This is a genomic window from Mycobacterium zoologicum, assembly GCF_020181635.2.
GTDB classification, from domain to species: Bacteria; Actinomycetota; Actinomycetes; order Mycobacteriales; family Mycobacteriaceae; genus Mycobacterium; species Mycobacterium zoologicum.
Map to the genome: position 1 here is coordinate 51317 of NZ_JAYJJS010000026.1, position 15021 is coordinate 66337.

The 15021-nt window shown below is 64.3% G+C and carries 9 protein-coding genes and 1 other RNA gene; 3 read left to right on the top strand and 7 right to left on the bottom strand.

Going from position 1 to position 15021, the window contains the following annotated elements; all coding sequences use genetic code 11:
- The first annotated feature begins 2 nt into the window (after window positions 1-2).
- Window positions 3-1037, top strand: a complete 1035-nt coding sequence (locus K6T84_RS18570; protein ID WP_225400372.1) for a GmrSD restriction endonuclease domain-containing protein — start codon at window positions 3-5, stop codon at window positions 1035-1037.
- A 67-nt stretch (window positions 1038-1104) separates the two neighbouring features.
- Here K6T84_RS18570 and K6T84_RS18575 read toward each other — a convergent pair whose 3' ends face one another.
- Window positions 1105-1503, bottom strand: a complete 399-nt coding sequence (locus K6T84_RS18575) for a hypothetical protein (protein WP_225400373.1) — start codon at window positions 1501-1503, stop codon at window positions 1105-1107.
- A gap of 413 nt (window positions 1504-1916) precedes the next feature.
- Here K6T84_RS18575 and K6T84_RS18580 point away from each other — a divergent pair, with 413 nt between their 5' ends.
- Together K6T84_RS18580 and K6T84_RS18585 are read left to right on the top strand one after the other, a co-directional pair.
- Window positions 1917-2807 (top strand): hypothetical protein, encoded by an 891-nt coding sequence (locus K6T84_RS18580; RefSeq protein WP_225400374.1) that lies wholly within the window; start codon window positions 1917-1919, stop codon window positions 2805-2807.
- Between the two features lie 108 nt (window positions 2808-2915).
- A complete protein-coding gene (locus K6T84_RS18585) occupies window positions 2916-6506 on the top strand; it encodes a DEAD/DEAH box helicase (protein WP_225400375.1) in 3591 nt (1196 codons plus the stop codon).
- Window positions 6507-6581: 75 nt separating this feature from the next.
- Here K6T84_RS18585 and K6T84_RS18590 read toward each other — a convergent pair whose 3' ends face one another.
- The 6 genes from K6T84_RS18590 to ssrA all read right to left on the bottom strand — a co-directional run bounded on the left by K6T84_RS18590 (window position 6582) and on the right by ssrA (window position 14904).
- Window positions 6582-8615, bottom strand: coding sequence for an AAA family ATPase (locus K6T84_RS18590; protein WP_225400376.1), 2034 nt, complete (start codon window positions 8613-8615; stop codon window positions 6582-6584).
- Window positions 8616-8744: 129 nt separating this feature from the next.
- Window positions 8745-9170 carry a hypothetical protein gene (locus tag K6T84_RS18595; RefSeq protein ID WP_225400377.1) on the bottom strand — a complete coding sequence of 142 codons (426 nt, stop codon included), beginning with the start codon at window positions 9168-9170 and terminating at the stop codon, window positions 8745-8747.
- A complete protein-coding gene (locus K6T84_RS18600) occupies window positions 9163-11187 on the bottom strand; it encodes a hypothetical protein (RefSeq protein ID WP_225400378.1) in 2025 nt (674 codons plus the stop codon). Before K6T84_RS18600 ends, K6T84_RS18595 begins: the two co-directional genes overlap by 8 nt.
- Window positions 11188-11246: 59 nt before the next feature.
- Window positions 11247-12896, bottom strand: a complete 1650-nt coding sequence (locus tag K6T84_RS18605; protein WP_225400379.1) for a hypothetical protein — start codon at window positions 12894-12896, stop codon at window positions 11247-11249.
- Between the two features lie 41 nt (window positions 12897-12937).
- Entirely contained in the window at window positions 12938-14323 is a 1386-nt protein-coding gene (locus tag K6T84_RS18610) for a tyrosine-type recombinase/integrase (RefSeq protein ID WP_225400380.1), read from the bottom strand.
- A 193-nt stretch (window positions 14324-14516) separates the two neighbouring features.
- Window positions 14517-14904, bottom strand: a transfer-messenger RNA (tmRNA) gene (gene ssrA / locus K6T84_RS18615).
- Between the last annotated feature and the right edge of the window lie 117 nt (window positions 14905-15021).

The window sequence follows — 15021 nt, forward strand, 5'->3', positions numbered from 1 at the left end:
CAATGGGTCACCGGGGATTCGTCGTCACACCCCCGCCACCAGACCAAAAGACGCCGCGCTGTAGCCGACGGAAAACACTGCTCATCGTCCTGAGCGCCGCGGCACTGCTGGCCGTCATCGCCCTGGCCATCGCCCTAGTGGTCCACCCGGGAGGGTCATCCACCCCGACCACGCTCACGTCGAGCTACCCCACCAGTTCGAAGTCATCACTGGCGAAACTCGCTGACCTCCGCATCAAGGGACGGGCACCGAAAACCGGCTACGACCGCGCACTTTTCGGCCCGCCCTGGACCGACGACGTCACCGTAGAGGGCGGCCACAACGGCTGCGATACCCGCGACGACATTCTCCGTCGAGACCTCACCGGAGCTGGCTACCGACCCGGCAATACCTGCATCGCCCTATCCGGCACACTCAACGACCCATACACCGGCGAAACCATCCACTACCAGCGGCAACCAGAGACGTTGAGTCCCATACAGGTTGACCACATCGTGCCACTCATGGATGCCTGGGAGAAGGGCGCCCAGCAGTGGGATGAACTCACCCGCCGCAACTTCGCCAACGACCCGCTGAATCTGCAAGCCACCACCGCCGCTGCCAACGAAGGGAAGAGGTCGGGTGACGCCGCTACCTGGCTTCCCTCGAACACCGCCTATCGCTGTACCTATGCCGCGCGCATCGTCGACGTCAAAACCCGGTACGGACTTTGGATTACCGTCGACGAACACGAAAGCCTCGCCCACTTGCTCGCCGCAGGCTGCGACGCCAAGACCGATCCGCTACCGCCCCCTACATTGACGAGCAGCAGTGCCACGCCGTCACGATCCACCCCGCGGCCATCACCCGCCCGGCGTCCCGCCCCCGCCTCACCCTGCTACGTCAACGTCCGAGGCGAATGCGTCTCATTCCCAGCCGATTTCGACTCACCACCGGCAGGAGTTAACGCACTCTGCCGTGACGGCGCTTACTCATTCTCCAACCATCGCAAGGGCTCCTGCGCCCGTCACGGCGGCGTCGCACGGTGGATGGACTAGCTGCACTGACCACAGGTACTCCGCGCTGGCCGATCAAGAAGGTCCGGCGACGTCGGGCACAGGCCCCCTACTGGGGCCGGGAACGTTTGTCGCGAGTTTGCTTGTTGTGCTCGCGCTCTGCCTCAAGCATTCCTTCGGCGAAATTCTGGCTCCACCAAGCGCCACCAGCAAGCGGATTTAGCCCGTTGATCAGGTTGTTTTGCTGCATCGGCGGCAATCCGCGTTGCATGGACGCTACCACTGCCACGATGACTAGGACCACCACAAACGGCACCGAAGCCTTCGCTATGCTCCACCAGCTGATGTGTGGAAAGAGCCCGACAGCTCGCGCAAACACGAACCCGATTCCCGTCGTAATCAGGGCGCTGAGTGTGCGTGCCATCACCTCTCGCCAGAAGCTGGAGTCGCGGAGCCACACGAATGGCATTTTCCAAGCGCGCACTGATGGCGGATCTGCGGTGGTCACCGGTCAATTGAATCATTTGAGCGACCCATGGCATCCCCTTGCGAACGACGCGGGCAGCGATAGCCGATCGCACCGCCGACCGTTCGGCGTCCGTGCTGTAGCTGCCACCTTCGGCGTTGTATCGACGGCACGGGACACGGCAGTCCCACGTGCTTGGGCCTGGCCCGCCTTGTCGATCTGCTGTTGACGGGAAACAAAGCAGGCCAGGGCTTATAGCCTCTGACCTGCTTCGTTACTGGTGGAGCTAACTGTCATATTCACGGTGTCTTCCGTTTCATGTGTACGCCGTTTCCTCCGCGCGGGACTCGAGGAGTGTCTTCCCATCATCGCCGCCGACCGTGGTGGGTGCCATGTAGTCTGCCGATCCGGAATTAACCAACAAAGCCCGTACAGATAGATCGTTGAGGTGCCCAGTGCCTAGCCAGGCAGAGATTGAAGAGTTCGAGCAGGCGCTACTCGCCCAAGGCGGATTGATCCAAGGGACCTTCGGAACACTGCCCGATCAGCTTCTGGTTTGGCGCCCAGAGAACACAGACTGGGACTTCTTCCCCACCAAGTCGTGGGAAGACTCCTTGGGAATTGGGTCCTGTTTGAAGCGGACCATCCGCGGCGACCGGGGCTTCGTTTATGAAAGCGGCGACGGGATCACTGCACTGGTGGACTTTCAGGGGCCGACGTTCCGTACCGAGAATTTCGGCTACGCCGCGCCCTGCATATTCCGCCCATTGCACCGTCCCGTGCCACGGTCCGAACTATCTCCACTCACCGACCTCGAGACGCTGTTCGGCAAACCAGGTGTGCCACGAAGTACTCAGAAACTGTCGGTGAGCCAAGCGGAAGCCATCGCTTCGGTCCTTAGCGGTCCGCTGCCACCCGCCATCCTTATGCCGGAAGCGAACTTCACCGACGAGGGCCTGATCTGGAATCGAGCTAGCCAGACATGGGGACTCGAAGGCCCGATGCGGGACATGGTGCTGAACACCGAAGAATGGCGAGTCCTGTTTCGCCAGAAACCGCAAGCTGAGGTTGGCTGGGGTACTGAGAATCGATACGACCTGTTCAGCATGCCCGACCGAGCTGTGGCCGAGTTCAAGCTGGGGGCCAATACCGCAACCCTCGCCCAGCTCGACAGGTACCTCAATGCACTCAAGCACGACCGTGGTGGCGACTGGCGAGGCCATATCGTCTGGGGCAATTCCTGCACACGCAGTCTGATCGAGGCCGTCAACAGGCGTTCGGACGTCACCCTGTGGCGTTGCGACCGAACAGACGATAACGGGGCTCGCCTCGTCGCAACCCGCTGACTTCCGCCCAATCGCAGCCGGAATGACGCAACGCAACGGCCGAGGAGGGGTGGCTTCGACGTGTCGTATCGGCGGAGATGTCGCTCGCCGGGAGTAGCTTCCGTCACCATGCCGGCCTTCACCGATCTCTTCGCCGCCCTCGACGCTGACCCGCGCGTCCGGGGCAGGCAGTTCGAGCACATCTGCCGCTGGTACCTGGAGAACGACCCGCAGTACCGCAGCGCCCTCCGACAGGTCTGGCTGTGGGACGACTGGCCGGGACGGTGGAGCGCTGACGCCGGCATCGACCTCGTCGCAGAAGACCAAGCGGGGCGGCTCTGGGCGATCCAGGCGAAGGCCTACGACCCGAAGTACACCGTCACCAAGGCCGACGTGGACACGTTCCTGGCGGAGTCGTCCCGCGCGGCGTTCGCCTACCGGATGCTGATCGCGACCACTGACAGGCTTAGCCCCAACGGCCGCCGCACGATCGACGCCCAAGAGAAAGCGATCGGGATCGTCGGACTGAGCGATCTCCTCACCGCCGACGTGAACTGGCCGGCCAACCCGGCGCGACTTCGCCCCTCGCCGCCTCCGAAACCTGCGAAGCCCCGCGGCTATCAGCGCGAAGCGATCCGCGCCGCAGTCATCGGGTTCGACACCGCCGACCGCGGCCAGATGATCATGGCGTGCGGCACCGGCAAGACACTCACCGCGCAGTTCATCGCCGCCGAGCTCGACGCGCAACGCACCCTTGTCCTGGTCCCGTCGCTGTCGCTGCTCAAGCAGACGATGCGGGTGTGGCAGAGCCAGGGCCGACCGGGAGTCGAAGCGCTGCCGGTGTGCTCGGACGAGACGGTGTCCCGCATCGAGGACATCCCTGTGGAGCATGTCAGCGAGCTGGGCCTCCCGGTCACCACCGACCCAGGTGAGATCGCCGCGTTCCTCCGAAAGCGGGCCGCCCCCCGTGTCGTGTTCTCCACCTACCAGTCGTCGCCGCGGATCGCCGAGGCGTTCGCCCTGGGCAGGGTGCCGGCGTTCGACCTCATCGTCGCCGACGAGGCGCACCGCTGCGCCGGGCCGCAGTCCTCGAACTTCTCGGCTGTGCTCGACGGCGACCGGATCAGAGCGCACCGACGACTGTTCATGACCGCCACGCCGCGGTACTTCACCGGCCGGGTAGTCAAGGCTGCGGGAGACGAGGATCTCGAAGTCGCCTCGATGGACGACGAGACCACGTTCGGCCTGGTGTTCCACCGGCTGGGGTTCAGCGAGGCGATCAGCCGCAAGTTGCTCACCGACTACCAGGTGGCGATCGTCGGGGTCGACGACGCCACGTACCGCGCGTACACGGACAAGGGCACCTTGGTCACCCGCGACGGTGAGGTGATCACCGACGCCCGGTCCCTGGCCGGGCAGATCGGCTTGGCGAAGGCGATGCGCAAGTACGACCTGCGGCGCGTCATCAGCTTCCACTCCCGGGTCGCGCGCGCTCAGCGGTTCGCGACGGAGATGCCGGACGTGGTCGGCTGGATGCCAGCTCGGCAACGCCCCGCCGGTGGCCTGTGGTCCAGGTACGCCTCCGGCGCGATGACGGCCGGCGAACGCCACGTTCTTCTGCAACGTCTGCGGCGCCTCGACGATGGCGAACGCGGACTGCTCGCCAACGCACGGTGCCTCGCAGAGGGCGTGGACGTCCCCACTCTCGACGGAGTCGCGTTCATCGACCCGCGGCGTTCCGAAGTGGACATCGTGCAAGCCGTCGGAAGGGCGATCCGCAAGGCCGACGACAAGACGGTCGGCACCATCGTCATCCCCGTCTTCATCGACACCGAGGCGGATCCCGAAGCCGCACTGGACGATTCCGTGTTCAAACCGGTCTGGGACGTGATCAAGGCCTTGCGGGCCCACGACGGCGACCTGGCGGAGCAGATCGACACACTGCGCCGTGAGATGGGCCGACGCGGCGGTGCGCCGCGGCTGCCGGACAAGATCCACCTTGACGTGCCCGTCCATGTCGGGCAGGAGTTCGTCCACGCCTTCGACGCCCGGTTGGTGGAGCAGACCAGCGCGCCGTGGGAGTTCTGGTTCGGGCTACTGCAACGCTACGCCGACGAGCACGGGACCGCCCTGGTCCTGCAGTCGTATGTCACAGAGGGCGGAGACCGGCTCGGCTCGTGGGTCACGATCCAGCGCAGCCTGCGGTCGAAGGGCCGCCTAAGCCCTGTTCGGCAAGAGCTCCTGGAGGCCCTGCCCGGCTGGAGTTGGGTTCCGAAGGCGGACCAGTGGGAGGACGGTATCCAACACCTCCGCGAATACGTCGACGTGCACGGCACCGCGGGTATTCGCGACGACTACGTCTGCGACGACGGGTACCGACTCGGCAAGTGGGTCGGCAAACAACGCACCAATTGGACGAACCTGCCCGCAGACCGCCAGCACCGGCTACAGCGCCTCCCCGGCTGGACTCTCGATGCCCGCTCCGCGCTGTGGGAAACGTCGCTCACCGCGCTCACCCGCTTCGCGGCGGAGAACGGTCACGCAAGCCCACCCCGGGGTCTCCTGGTTGACGGCATCGACGTGGAGTCGTGGGTCAGGCGCCAGCGGCGCACTTGGGACCAGCTCAGTGAAGAGCGACAGCAGCGCCTCCAGGCCCTACCTGGTTGGACGCTCAACATGCTCGACGACAAGTGGGACACGGGCTATCGCCACCTAGTCGAGTGCGTGGAATCCACCGGGAGCGCACAGGTTCTGCAGTCGCACGTCACCGACGACGGGTACCGGTTGGGCAAGTGGGTCAGCGTCCAGCGACGCACCTGGGACAAGCTCAGCGAAGACCGGAGGCAGCGGCTCGCACAGCTTCCGGGGTGGACGCTGGATGCGCGAGGTGACTGGTGGGAGGACTGGTTCCGCCGACTTGGGGAGTACGTGGCCGAACACGGCGACGCGCGCGTTCCCCAGCAGTACGTCTCTCCCGACGGCACCAAGCTCGGGTTGTGGGTGGCGAATCAGAAATCCACCTGGGCGTCGATGCGCGATGATCGTCGGCGGCGACTGGAACAACTCCCCGGGTGGACGTTGGACAGCCGAACCGCCTTCTGGGAGGAAGGGTTCCGCCACCTCTCGGAGTACACGAAAGAACACGGCTCAGCACAGCCGCCGAGCAACTACATCAGGGAGGGCTTCAAGCTCAGGACATGGGTCAACACACAGCGGCAGAACTGGGCCACGCTCGACGACGACCGTCGGCGCCGCCTGGAGCAGCTTCCCGGCTGGACGGCGAACACCAAGGTCACGTTGTGGGAGGAGGGCTTCGAGCACCTCACCGCATACGTCGAGGAGAACGGCACGGCCCTGGTGCCGGCCGAGTACATCTTCCGCGGATTTCGGCTGGGCCAGTGGGTGGCCGTGCAGCGGTCCGGTTGGAGCAAGCTGCGCGACGATCGAAGGCAGCGGCTCGCGGCGTTGCCCGGGTGGGCCGTGTCGGCGCGGGACGCCTGGTGGGAGGAGGGTTTCGGGCACCTCGCCACATATGTCGATGAGACCGACCATGCCTCCCCACCACAGAAGTACATCACCGAGAGCGGATTCAACCTCGGCTCATGGGTTGCAACGCAGCGGCAGAGCTACGCCAAGGGGAAGCTGAGTGAAGACCGCAAGAAACGGCTGGTCGCGCTGCGCGGGTGGGAATGGCAATCCCGGTTCGGTCCCCGCGCATAGCGTCAGGCGTAACTGTCCACAGCACCGGCTGTCAGCTTCGGCCAGTCCGCCCACAGTGCTTAGTTGTGCCGACAGCTACGCGGCGTTTGTGATCGCATTCAGTGCGACAGCAATCCGTTCGAATGCGTCGAGGGTCTCACTCGGCACGTTTGCCGGATCAGCCATGATGCCGTCCGCGAGGATCCGGGCCACCTTCCACTTCTCGAAGCTCCCGTGACCCTTGCGCTCGAACAGGGCCTCAACCCGGTCGACGATGTTTGGGACCGCCTTCTCCTCAGCGTTGAAGCGGAGATCCTTGCCGGGGTACGCCTCCTTCGCCGCGGCCATGAAGTAGTCGTCAGGGAACAGGTCCTCGATCTCGCCGGTGGTGTTGCCGTCAGGAGTGAAGTCACCGACGAACAGGACGCGGTTGTCGTACCCGAGCACCCGCTCGACCTTGCGGCCCTCCTTCCGGCCGGGCTCATCACCGTCAAGCAGAGCCGCCGCCTGAACCTCGTGGCCGACGAGCATGCTGGCGAGGGGCAGCACCCGTCCTGCACCCCCTCCGGGGGTGACGATGATCCCGTCACGAAGCCCCGCGCGCCCGGTGACAGGCAGCGCGGCGTCGAGGGCCTTGACGATCCACATGTCGGTGATCCCCTCCACTAGCACCTGATAGCGGGAGATGAACAGCGACTGCGCCAGCTGGTACCCGAGCGCGGCCTGCAGCGGGAAGAGCGCGTCCTTGTCCTTCGGCCATACGTCTTCGGAGACCTTGGTGGAGCCGGTGCCGCGGTCCTCCCATACGGGCCGGATCTCTTCGAGGTGATCGCCGTCGATCATGAACGGCGAGTGCGTCGTGTAGATCACCTGGTTGTCGTCGGAGATGCTGCGCAGGAACTCGATGATCTTGGCCTGCGCGGTGCCGTGCAGCGAGTTCCCCGGCTCGTCGAGGAGCAGGATGCTGTTGCGGTGGGTGTCGACTGCCTCGACGAGGAAGATCAGGAAGAAGGAGAAGAAGTACTGCATCCCCTGGCTCCGCTGGTCAAGTTCGATCTCGCTGGGGTCGAGATCGTCGGAGACCCAGACCCGGAAGAAGTTGCCGTCGAGGTCGTAGCGGAAGGTGTGGCGTCGCTGGAGCCACCATTTGGAGAACTTGTCCGTCATCGCCTGGCCGGCGGAGGACGTGAGAATCGCTCGCTCGTCGACTCGACGCCTCATGTCCGCCTGAGAGATCTGTGTGTCGTCACCGTTGAGCTCATGCAGTTGCTGCGGGTCCAGGTTCACGTGGCGGAAGAGTGCGCGCGTGGTGCGCACGCGCGGGGCGTGCTGGTCATCGCGGAGCTGCGTCATGAAGGTCGGGATGTGGACCGCGCTGTCGAGCACGTCGTAGCGGTCGAAGTAGATGAACTGTGGCATGTTCTCGACGGCCCAGTTGCGGGCCTTCCCGAGTGCCGCGCGGCTGCGTGCTTCGTCCCGCAGCGGTCGGAAGGCGTCGAGCAGACCGGCGAGAGCTGTCCTGTGCCACTGCTCGGTGACCTTCGCCGAGACAGCGGAGTAGAACGCTTCGACCGATTCCGCCGTTGCTCGTTTCAGTGGCGAAGGCAGTGCATCGGCGAGCCCAGTCAGTTGCTCCGCCAGCTCCGATTTGAGCGGTCCGAACTCATCGCCGTGCCCATCCGGGGCGACAGACTCGGCGAAGGTACCCAACGCGGCGGTGACTGCATTCTTCACTTCGCTGGAGCGCAGCCGATCGGAGCCAGGGTTCGGGTCGAACCCCACCGTGAACCTGTTGCCGTAGTTCTTGGTGATCACGACCGTCTTCGCGTCGGACACCAGTGGCGAGATCTCAGCCAACTCCGCGCGCTCGTCGTCGGTCAGCGAGAACCGGGCGCTGGCAACCTCAGCGGGATCGTCGGCGTCGAACTCGTCGGTGTAGCGCCGGCGGGGAAACTCGCGGAGGCCGTCGTACTCCTCACCATCCGAGGGGTTGAGCTTGGACAGACCCCGCAGGATCGCTGACTTGCCTGCCTCGTTCTTCCCCACGAGAACCGTGAGGTCGCCGCAGGAGACCCAGTCGGTGTCCTCGACCCGCTTGTAGTTCTGGACACGGAATGCTTCGAGTTTCACGGTGCCCCCATTGGCATGTGGATTGCGACTTGAACGATCGTAGGATGGTGCTCCGACATCGGCGGGCAGCGCCTCGCGCAGAGATGTCCCCGGCTTCTCAAGGTGTATTGGGTCAAGCGCTTTGCCTGATCACTCCGCACCGCGCCCCCGCCGGATTCGCGTGACGAGTTTGATTTCGGACCGCTCAGTCTCGGCGTCAAGGTGCCGAGCGAACAGTGCGATGGCGAAGCGGTCGAGCTGGTTATGTAGGTCGCGGTTCGCCTGGCGCAGTTCGGCGACGGTCTGCCGATCGTTGCGAACAGCCGCGGAACTCAGGCTGTCACCCCTGGTCAGGTTCGCGGTGAGCTGCTCGAACCGGCTGTTGAGCCGGTACGAGCTGTTCTCGGTGCGGTCCTGAACGAATGCACGCGCTACGGCATCGTGACTGCGGCCGGTGATCGCTTCGATCTGCCGTTTGGTGCGTGGCATGTCGGCGCTGTTCTCGATGGTGGTGATGGCGTCGGCGATGGCCTGCATGACGGCATCGCTGACGCGCTTGCGGGTCGGGCTAGGCATGTCCGTTCTCCTGTTCCAGATCGTCGTTATAGAGGTCGTCCGGGTCGTCGGCGGCCAAAAGTTCGCGGCGGATGCGGGCGAGGTTGGCCCGGTCTCGACGCATCTGTTCGGCAAGAGCAGGATGGCCGCGCTGTTGATCGAGGTAGTTGTCAATGCGGTCGATAGCGCTGGCGATCACGCCGACGTGTGCTGGCCTCAGTAGGGCGTTGGTGCAGTCGACGCCGACGCACACGTGATCGCCGAGTTTTGGGCGGTCGGCGCCGCAGCTACTGGTTGCCGGGTTCCACATGCAGTCGTTGGTGAGCCCCAGATGAAGTCGCTCCGCGACCGTCGCGGTGAGCCGATCGGCGCGGTCGGGGTTAGCGATGATCTGTGCGCGGAATCCGGTGACGTGGTGAGCTGCCGGTCCGGCCACTGGGCTGTCATCCTGAAGCAGCACGGCCGCGTCGCTGTGCAAGACACGTTTGCGTTCATCGTCCATGAGGCGCACAGCCCGTTGTTGTCCATCGCTCATGTACCCCGTGGTCATTCGCCAGGCGCTGTGACCCAGTTGGATTCCCAGTCCGAGTTCGGCTCCTGGGCGGGTGGTGGCGAAGACGCTGAACGCACGTCGGAGGGAGGTCGCGTTGACGGCCTGGCCTTTCGGGATCGCGATGTGCTCCAATCCGAGTCCCCGTCCGCGTCCTGGTCGTTGTGCGGGGTCGTCGTTGACGAATGCGATCAGCCTGGCGATGTCTCGGTTCGGGACGTAGGAACCAGCGTTGCGGCTGCTGCGCGCGAAAAGGTGCGTGTCGTGTCTGGCCAGGCTGCCCAGAACTTCGATCGTCCTGATGACAGGTCGGGGTGCCCACCATGTTCGGCGCTCGCCGCCAGGATTGTCGTTGCCCTTGTGCTGAACGCTCTTGAGGGCGGCGAGACCGTCCTTGGTGGTGTGGCTGTCGCGTGTCAGTTCCTGGATCTCGCTGTCGCGCATGCCGGTAAGACTGGCGATCAGGATGTAGCAAGCAGCGCGGAGGACGCTTTCGAGATATTCGGTTTCGCCGAGACCCAACTCCTCCACCCACGTGCTGCTTGTCCCGTCCGGGTGGGTGACGACGGCAGTGGGTACGTGCAGTCCTCCGAAAGTCGCCCGCTGCGGGTCAGCCGCAGCGGTTGCGATGAGTGCCGCGGCGTCCGGCATGTATTGGTGGCTCGCGCGGTTGAGGACGTTGGCATTGATGCCGAGGAGCCGTTCTAGCAGGGTCCTATTCGGCTCTCCTCGTTGATGTTTGGTGCGGCCAAAGCCGGTATGAAGGGGTAACAGACCTCGCTGCTCGCTCCAGTCGAGCAGGGCGTTGTACGCGTTGGCTCCAGCTGGTCCCCGTGGCTCCATCGGAAGTGCGGCTCGAGTCTCGGCCGCGGCGATGATGTCGTCGCTGAATCGGTTGACGATGGCCCATGATGCGGTGACGAGCGGCGCCCAGGTTTCCCACGGGAGAGGCGGCGTGGTGTTCTCGGTGTGTGTGACTTCACCGCTGACGCTGGAAGCGCTGCGGCCAGCCCAGGGGAAGAAGGAAAGCGCATCGGGCAGAACTGCCTGGCACTCTCGCAGCAACCGCAAGGTGGTGACGTAACCACGGATACTCGTCGCGGTGAGTCCGACACCGCCCGCGCGGTGCTGGCCAGTGCGGAGGTCATCGAGGAAACGATCGGCGTCGGCTTGAGTCCAGTCGGCGAAGCGGTCGATTCCGTTGTCCTCGGACCACTTGGCGATGACGACGAGCTTGCGGAAGCAGTCGTATAGCCCTGCTGGTGGTGTTCCGTCGCCGCGGCGGACGACGCCCGCCTCTACGACGACTTCGCGGTCGGGGGCTGCGACCGTCATGAGGATGTTCTTGACGGTCATGCGGTGCACACCCGGAGCGCTGGCGAAGTGAATGTAGCGCTCTCCCATGTTGACCCGGTTGACCACAAGGGCGAGATCCCATGGGTCGTCGCCGTATTGCGGGCCGCCGGCAAGGTGGGGCCAGACGCGCATCTCCGCGGTGAAGGGGTTCCTCCACAATGCTGGGGATTCTCGCGGGGACGTTCCAGCCGTCACGATGCCGGTGCTTCCGGGACGCCGCGCATGTCGTTGAGCACGCCTGCGTCGATCGGTGTCAAGTTCGCTTGCTGGCGGACTCGCTGGATCTGGTCAGGGCTGAAGGCCGGCAGGACCACCTCGGTGATGGTGTCGTAGATGGGTTTCCAGTGCGTCTGCCAGGTTCGTGGGTCGGCGGCGCGATCGGGATGCGTCATGTCCTGGATCGCGAGGGCAGCCGGCAGGTGGTGCAGTGTGATGAGCGCGTTGGGGCATGCGAAGCAGGTGCCGGTGATCGACTTGGTGCAGACGGTTCCTTTCTTCTCGTAGGGGCTGTCGAGGGGATTGCGGCATCCGGTGTGTGGTCCGTCGAGTTGGCCGACCACTAGAGCGCTGGCCGTGTCTGGGTCGATGCCGGGCGCGTCGGCGCCGGCTCGGATGGCTTGCTCAGCGTCCGGGGTGACGATGGTCGGACCGTTGACGGCGCCGTCGAACATGTCGTTGACGCTGTCGATGAGAATGCGACCGGCCTTGGCGCGCAGAACCGAACTGTTGGTGTAGTGGCCGAAGAATGTCTTCGCCGAGTGGCGGCGGCCATTCGCCAAATAGGCCCTGGGGTCGGCAAGCACCTCGCGTGTGGTGGCGACCTTGCGCAGCCGTGCCCATTGGTTAGCGCCTGACAAGGGGAGGTTGTTGCGTGCGGCAATCTCAGATAGCCGGTAGGCCAAGCGCTGCCAGGGTGGTTGTTTGACCCCGCCGCAAACATCCTCCATAAGGATCAGGGAGGAGTTACCAGATTCGGCGCGGGCAGCGGCATTCAGCATCAAGGCCCAGCGAAACGCAGTGAAAGGTGCTGTGTCGCGGCGGGCGTACACCTCGTCGTAGGTCTCGTGGGCACGGTTCTTGGTGTATCGGACACGAAGCACTTCGATGAGGTCGTTCTCGGCGAGGTAGCGGAGTCTGTCTATCGGCGACAACGCGGTCACGGAGTCCTCGATTGCGGGGTCGGCGGTGGCTTCGATGTCGTGGACGGTCAGCGCGCGAAGCACTTCGGGCGGCTCGCCGGTTGCAAGGCTGAGCAGCACGTGCGTCGCGGTCTGGACATCGATGTCGGTGATGCCGCGGTCTGGCTGAGTTAGGGCACTTTTCGCCTTCCGGTAAGCCCAGCGACGCCATGCGCGGGTCTCCTCCTCGCTCAGCGGCGGCAGTCCGTCGTTGCGGTGATGCCATAGGCGCGGCTGACGCACCAACCGGTCTACGACTTCCTCATGCAGCGTCCCGGGGTGGTCATCCTCGTGCCGTCGGAGAAGGGCAAAGACGTGGACAACTTTCCGGTAGGCGTTGTCTGACTTCGCTTTTCGATGCTGTGCCAGCATGTTGAGTTCCCATAGATCCAGGTGCGCCCGACGCAGATCTCGCAATGCGAATTTGCCCTTTCCTTCGTCGGTCAGCGGTAGCGCACCCACCGACCGCAAGAAGCTCAGGAGTCCTGCCGTGAGTGAGTACTCCATGCGTCCGAACTCAGTGAGGACTTGGAGCCAGGTCGCCGCGAGTTCCGCCGCAACTACCGGTGTCTCGAACCTCGACGGATCAATCGAGTAGGCGAGTGTGTCGCTGTAGACGGCCCATTCGAAGGTGAACATGCCGTTGTGCGGTGCAGACCGCATCGCAGAGTCCCCGGGAATATCGGGGGTGGAGTACGAGCCCCTCACCGAACGTCTCCCCTGCTGGGGTCGACGTCCAACTCCCAGTCGTCCTCGATGGTCTCGGGGTCAGCGCCTGCATCGGATTCGGTGTGTCCGACGAGGTCGGCTGCGGTTGCCGCGAGGGCGGCCGGGACGTTCTCGGTCCATGTTTCTGCGGCGTGGAGGTAGTGCATCGTGGTCTGGACGCTGGCGTGGCCGAGGAGTTCCTTTACCGTCAGCACCGGGTTCGCCAGCAGCAGGTAGGGATCTTCAGCGCGCTGTCGCCCTTCCTTCATGAGCGCGGCCAGCATCCGGACCGCGTAGGAATGTCGCATCGTGTGGGGAGTGACATGGACGTGGCGGGGTGGTTGATCGCGGTGGCGGGATTGGCGGACTCGTTCGCGAGCGTCGGCGAAGAGTTGGTTCCAGCGTTCGAGACCGGGTGGAAGTCCGCTGCGGGAGACGAACAACGCGAGTGGATCGATAGTTCCGTCATCGAGGACGCGAACGGCTTTGGCGCGGTCCTTGTTGGTGAATAGGACCAGCGGAATGCGCTGGGACCCGACGGCGACGTAGGGCTTTCCCCGCCGCTCGATTAGGTCGTCGACCACCAGCAGAGAGCCGTCACGGATCTTGGCGCGGAGGCTGCGTTGGGCCGCCTGTACGACGCGGTGCCGTTCAGTCCGGCGGTAGAGGTCGGTGGCGTGTGCTACTTGTGCGGTGACGTAGATGGATCGGACCACCTGCTTCTTTCCGAGCCGATCGAACACCTGGATGGACTCGGATCCCATCGTTTCCGGGACCGGAACCTCGGCGTCGAGGAGAAGCGCGCACTCCTCGCGTCGGAGGCCGGTAGTTGCCAGTAACAGCCCGTACACGTAGTCCCGTTCGGGGTAAGCGGGCGCACCCCCGGGGTCGTAGCCGTCACCGCGCAGGCCGACTTCGAGGAAGTGCTTGGTCTGGGCCGCCTTAAGAAATCGCGCTCGACGCTCGCGCTGTTTGTGGGAAATGAGGGTGTTGCGGTTATTGCGGCCCCAGCGAGGGATCGGGTCTTTCACCATCCAGCCGATCTGGGCGGCGTAGTAGAAGAACGAGGAGAAGCAGCCGAATTCGGTAGCCAGCGTGGTGTCTTGGACTTCCTGCTGGCGGGCATCCCGGTAAGCGGTCAGATCCTCAGTCGTGGTGGCGGTGAGGTCCACCAATTCCCCGCCGCGGCGCTGGCGTACGAACCGCAGCAACCGGGCGAGGTGGTAGGCGTGAAAGCTCCGCAGGCTGTCTAGGGCATAGGCGCGTTGACGCCACGCGGTGAGCAGGTAGGTGTTGAGTCGGTCGCAGCCGGTCAGTGAGCCGTCGCCATCGACGATGAACGGAAGGCCGTCCGGGATGTCGTGTCGGTCGAGCGACTGCACAACCGACGACCATGGGAGCGTTGTCGCGCCATCGGGAGCTTGCAGAACTTCGCCCTCGCGAGCGCTTCTCTGGACCACGACTATCCGCATGCAGAGACCTCCTTGCCGCCTGTGCATCCCGTCGTACCGCAGGGGTATGACACTTCTGCTCGTTGGCAAGGAGGTCTCAAATATGAAGTTGTCTGTGTGCTATCGGTGGAGCTGCCGGGAATCGAACCCGGGTCCTACGGCATTCCCTCAAGACTTCTCCGTGCGCAGTTCGCTATGTCTCTACTCGGATCTCCCGGTCACGCGAACAAGCCGAGATGACGATCCCAGTCGCTGTTGGTGTCCCGATACATCCCGCGACCGGACGTATCGGTGGATCCCTCTAGTCGATGCCAGGGTCCGGGCCGAGGGAGCTCCCGGTCTGACAGGCCCGCCTCGCTTAGGCAGCGAGGGCGAAGTCGCTCTGAAGAGCGACCTTAGCCGGCGTAAGTGCCTTGGCGCTTACTTGTTTACAGCGACGCTTACGGTGGTCTCCTGCCTGCACCGGCACGCTTCCCTTGATTCGACACACGCAGTCGAAACCTTTCAGCCCCCTGCCTCTATCTCTGCTGATTCCCGCCACCTCGACGAGACACTTCATGGTACCGGTCTGCAACGAGCAATGATCAGAACCTGTGGATGACCCTCGGTGGGGCGGCATGAAAGTGGGC

What these genes read in the sequence shown, in the direction of transcription:
- K6T84_RS18585 (WP_225400375.1), top strand. Translation starts at nt 2,916, where the DNA reads ATGCCGGCCTTCACCGATCTCTTCGCCGCCCTCGACGCTGACCCGCGC.
- K6T84_RS18595 (WP_225400377.1), bottom strand. Translation starts at nt 9,170, where the DNA reads ATGCCTAGCCCGACCCGCAAGCGCGTCAGCGATGCCGTCATGCAGGCC.
- K6T84_RS18600 (WP_225400378.1), bottom strand. Translation starts at nt 11,187, where the DNA reads ATGCGCGTCTGGCCCCACCTTGCCGGCGGCCCGCAATACGGCGACGAC.
- K6T84_RS18605 (WP_225400379.1), bottom strand. Translation starts at nt 12,896, where the DNA reads ATGCGGTCTGCACCGCACAACGGCATGTTCACCTTCGAATGGGCCGTC.
- K6T84_RS18570 (WP_225400372.1), top strand. Translation starts at nt 3, where the DNA reads ATGGGTCACCGGGGATTCGTCGTCACACCCCCGCCACCAGACCAAAAG.